Consider the following 3,227-nt stretch of genomic DNA (forward strand, 5'->3'; position numbering starts at 1 on the left):
GGCGACGTTTTTCACACGGCTGATCGCTTCTTCATACCCGCCGTCAACGATTTTGTTTTTGCCGCAAACCACCACGACCGTCTCCGGCCCGTGGAACAGATAGGCGGCGCGGTTGCCAAGACCATCCGTATTGACGAGCGCACCTCGCTTCATCACCGCGTTGCTCGAGCAGAGATATACGTCGGCGGTACGCTCCCCTTCAAACTGTGCCTTGGTAAAAGTCTCCTCGCCCAGCCAGTGTGACCACACCACGTTTCCCCGCTCTTTGAGCGCTTCATACAGTCCCATTCCCCCAATCGTCATAGAACCGCCGATGCCCACGCTCTTTTCCGGCGAAATCAGCTTAAGTACCTGTTCCTTCGCCTCGTCGCTGTCCTTTGCATAATATGCGCAAAAATGCCTTTTTTGCAGGTTTTTTATTGTTTCCTTTATGATGTCCATAGCGTCAGTTTACCGCGCTTCCGCCGCCGACCATCAGCGTCGTCCCTGTGATGTAATCAGCATATCCGGAAAGCAGCATCGCCACCGCCTTACCGATGTCCTCCGGCGTACCCGCCCTGCCAAGCGGTATCCTGTCCACATTCGCCTGCCACGAGCTCCCCAGCGGATCGCCCGTGATATCAGAAGACATCGCGTCTCCCTCTTTCCACATTTCCGTATCGATGATACCCGGACATACCGCGTTGACGTTGATATTATACTTGCCCAGCTCCTTTGCCAGCGCCTGTGTTAAGCCGCGTATGCCAAACTTTGCCGCGCTGTACGAAGAATGGAAGCCCCACCCTTCAATGCCGCAGTCCGAACTGATGTTGATGATCCTGCCGCCGCCGTTTTCCTTTAGGTACGGCAGTGCCGCATGGTCTGCCAAGTATACGCCCTTTAGGTTGATGCTGATCATCCTGTCCCAGTGGTCTTCCGTCAGGTTGTCGAACTGGATCACGTCTGTGATTCCCGCGTTGGCGACCACCGCGTCGATGCCGCCGCACGTTTCACACGCAAAACGCATCAGGTTTTCCACGTCCTCCCTTTTTGTAACATTACACAGGAAGGATTTGATCTCATAGCCCATTTCTTTGAATTCCGGCCTGATCTCCTCGACCAGCCTCGGGTTCGTGCCGCTCACCACTACTTTCGCGCCTTCCTTTGCGCACTGCAGCGCGATGCCTTTGCCGATGCCTCTCGTAGAACCCGTAATGACTACGATTTTATCTTTCAACAACATGTTACATTCTCCTTTGCCTGCGTCTTTTACTATACTGCCGTGTTTTTACTGCTTGCCCCTACCTTCTGGAGCACGACCGCGCCGATAATGACAAGTCCCTTAACGATCTGCTGCGGATAGGCCGGAACGCTCATCAGGTTCATGATATTTGTGATCAGCGCAAGGATCATCACGCCGATCAGCGTATTGACCACTTTTCCTTTGCCTCCTGAAAGGCTCGCCCCGCCAATGACGCAGGCTGCGATCGCGTCCAGCTCATATCCGTCGCCGGTGATGGGTGTTCCCATACCTGTGCGCGCCGTCATGCAGATACCACCGAGAACCGCCATACATCCGCTGATCACGTATGCGCTGAATTGATATTTCTGCGCTTTGATACCGGATAGATTGACCGCCGTTTCGTTAGAGCCTGTCGCAATGATCATCCTGCCGAACACAGTGAATCTTGTGATCAGAAGGAAGATGACGAATACGGCAATGCCGAGGATCACCGGCCACGGGATACCGAGCGCCGAATCTTTACCAAAGCTGATCAGCGCCGATGTCGCCGCCGTATCCTGCGGCCATCTGACAGGCTGTCCGTTGGTGAAAATAAAGGCCATGCCCTTTGCGATTGTCATCATCGCAAGCGTCACGATAAACGGAGCGACCCTCACATAGGCAATGAGCGCGCCGCTCGCGGCGCCTAAGACGATACCCGGCACAAATGCTAAGATAAGCGCCAATACCAGCCCGATGCCACTATTGAGCCCCCACGACGTAAGCGCCATAGAAAGAACCATGCCGCCGACTGCCGCCATCGATCCTACCGAAAGGTCGATGCCGCCTGTCAGGATCACGTACAGCATACCCATTGAAATAATGAGCAGTGGCATGTTTTGCCTTAACAGGTTGAAGATATTGCCCGGCGTTAAAAACACCGGTGATAAAATGGCAGAGACCACGATCAGGATAATCAAAATCAGGATCGCGTTATACTTGATAAAAATATCCTTCAAACTAAATTTGTTTTCCAGGCTTTGTCCGTTCATATCAACCTACCCCCATTGCAAAATGTATTAGTTTTTCTTCACATATTTCCTGACGATCGATCTCGCCGGCTACCATGCCCTCATGCATCACGATCACGCGGTCGCACATGCCGATGATTTCAGGCATTTCAGAGGATATCATGATGATAGGCATCCCTTCCTCCGCCAGCTGGTTGATGATCTTATAAATTTCGATCTTCGCGCCGACGTCCACGCCTCTTGTGGGTTCATCCAAAATGAGCACCTTCGAGTTACTGGCGATCCATTTTGCGAAAGCCACCTTTTGCTGGTTTCCGCCCGACAGCGACTTCACGTCCGCCTCCTGCCCCGCCGTTTTGATCTTCAACTGGTCGATCAACTCCTGCACGCGCTTTTTCTCCTTATGCGTGTCGATCACGTCAAAGGCTTTCTTATAATCCCTGATGGAAGACATCGTGATATTGATCCTGCACGATAAGTCGAGCAGCACCCCTTGGCTCTTTCTGTCTTCGACCAGAAAGCCGATCCCCTGCTTCACGGATTCCCACGGCGAATCTGTCTTGATCTTCTTGCCGTACAGGTATACCTCGCCGCTGTCCTTTTTATCAGCACCGAAGATCGCCCGCGCCGTTTCCGTCCGTCCAGAGCCGACCAGCCCGCTTAAGCCGAGCACTTCTCCGGCACGTACATGGAAAGAAACATTTTTTGCAGCAATGCCATTGGAGATGTTCTTGGCTTCAAATACGATATCGCCGATCTTCGCGTTCCGCTTGGGATAATAATCCGTCAGTTCGCGCCCGATCATCGTGTTGACCAGCGTATGCTCGTCGATCTCCTTCGTATTGACCGTCTTTACATACTGCCCGTCCTTTAACACGGTGATGCGGTCAGAAATCTTGAATATCTCCTCTAAGCGGTGCGAAACATAGACAATGCCCACGCCCTCTTTTTTGAGCCCGTTGATCAGCTGGAACAATTGCTCGATCTCGCTTGAG

The 3,227-nt window shown here is 52.7% G+C and carries 4 protein-coding genes; all 4 read right to left on the reverse strand.

Going from position 1 to position 3,227, the window contains the following annotated elements; genetic code table 11:
• The coding region (locus VB081_RS03930; protein WP_323399546.1) for a lactate utilization protein at positions 1-441 on the reverse strand (441 nt) is incomplete at its 3' end.
• Positions 442-445: 4 nt separating this feature from the next.
• On the reverse strand, positions 446-1,222 hold the full coding sequence (locus tag VB081_RS03935) for an SDR family NAD(P)-dependent oxidoreductase (protein WP_323399547.1): 777 nt from the start codon (positions 1,220-1,222) through the stop codon (positions 446-448).
• A 29-nt stretch (positions 1,223-1,251) separates the two neighbouring features.
• Positions 1,252-2,253 (reverse strand): ABC transporter permease, encoded by a 1,002-nt coding sequence (locus tag VB081_RS03940; protein ID WP_323399548.1) that lies wholly within the window; start codon positions 2,251-2,253, stop codon positions 1,252-1,254.
• 1 nt (position 2,254) lies between these two features.
• Positions 2,255-3,227 (reverse strand): sugar ABC transporter ATP-binding protein (locus VB081_RS03945; RefSeq protein ID WP_323399549.1); only part of this gene is annotated, 973 nt, incomplete at its 5' end.

Origin of the sequence: Christensenella sp. (assembly GCF_034927525.1) — a bacterium.
Taxonomy (GTDB): Bacteria; Bacillota; Clostridia; order Christensenellales; family Christensenellaceae; genus Christensenella.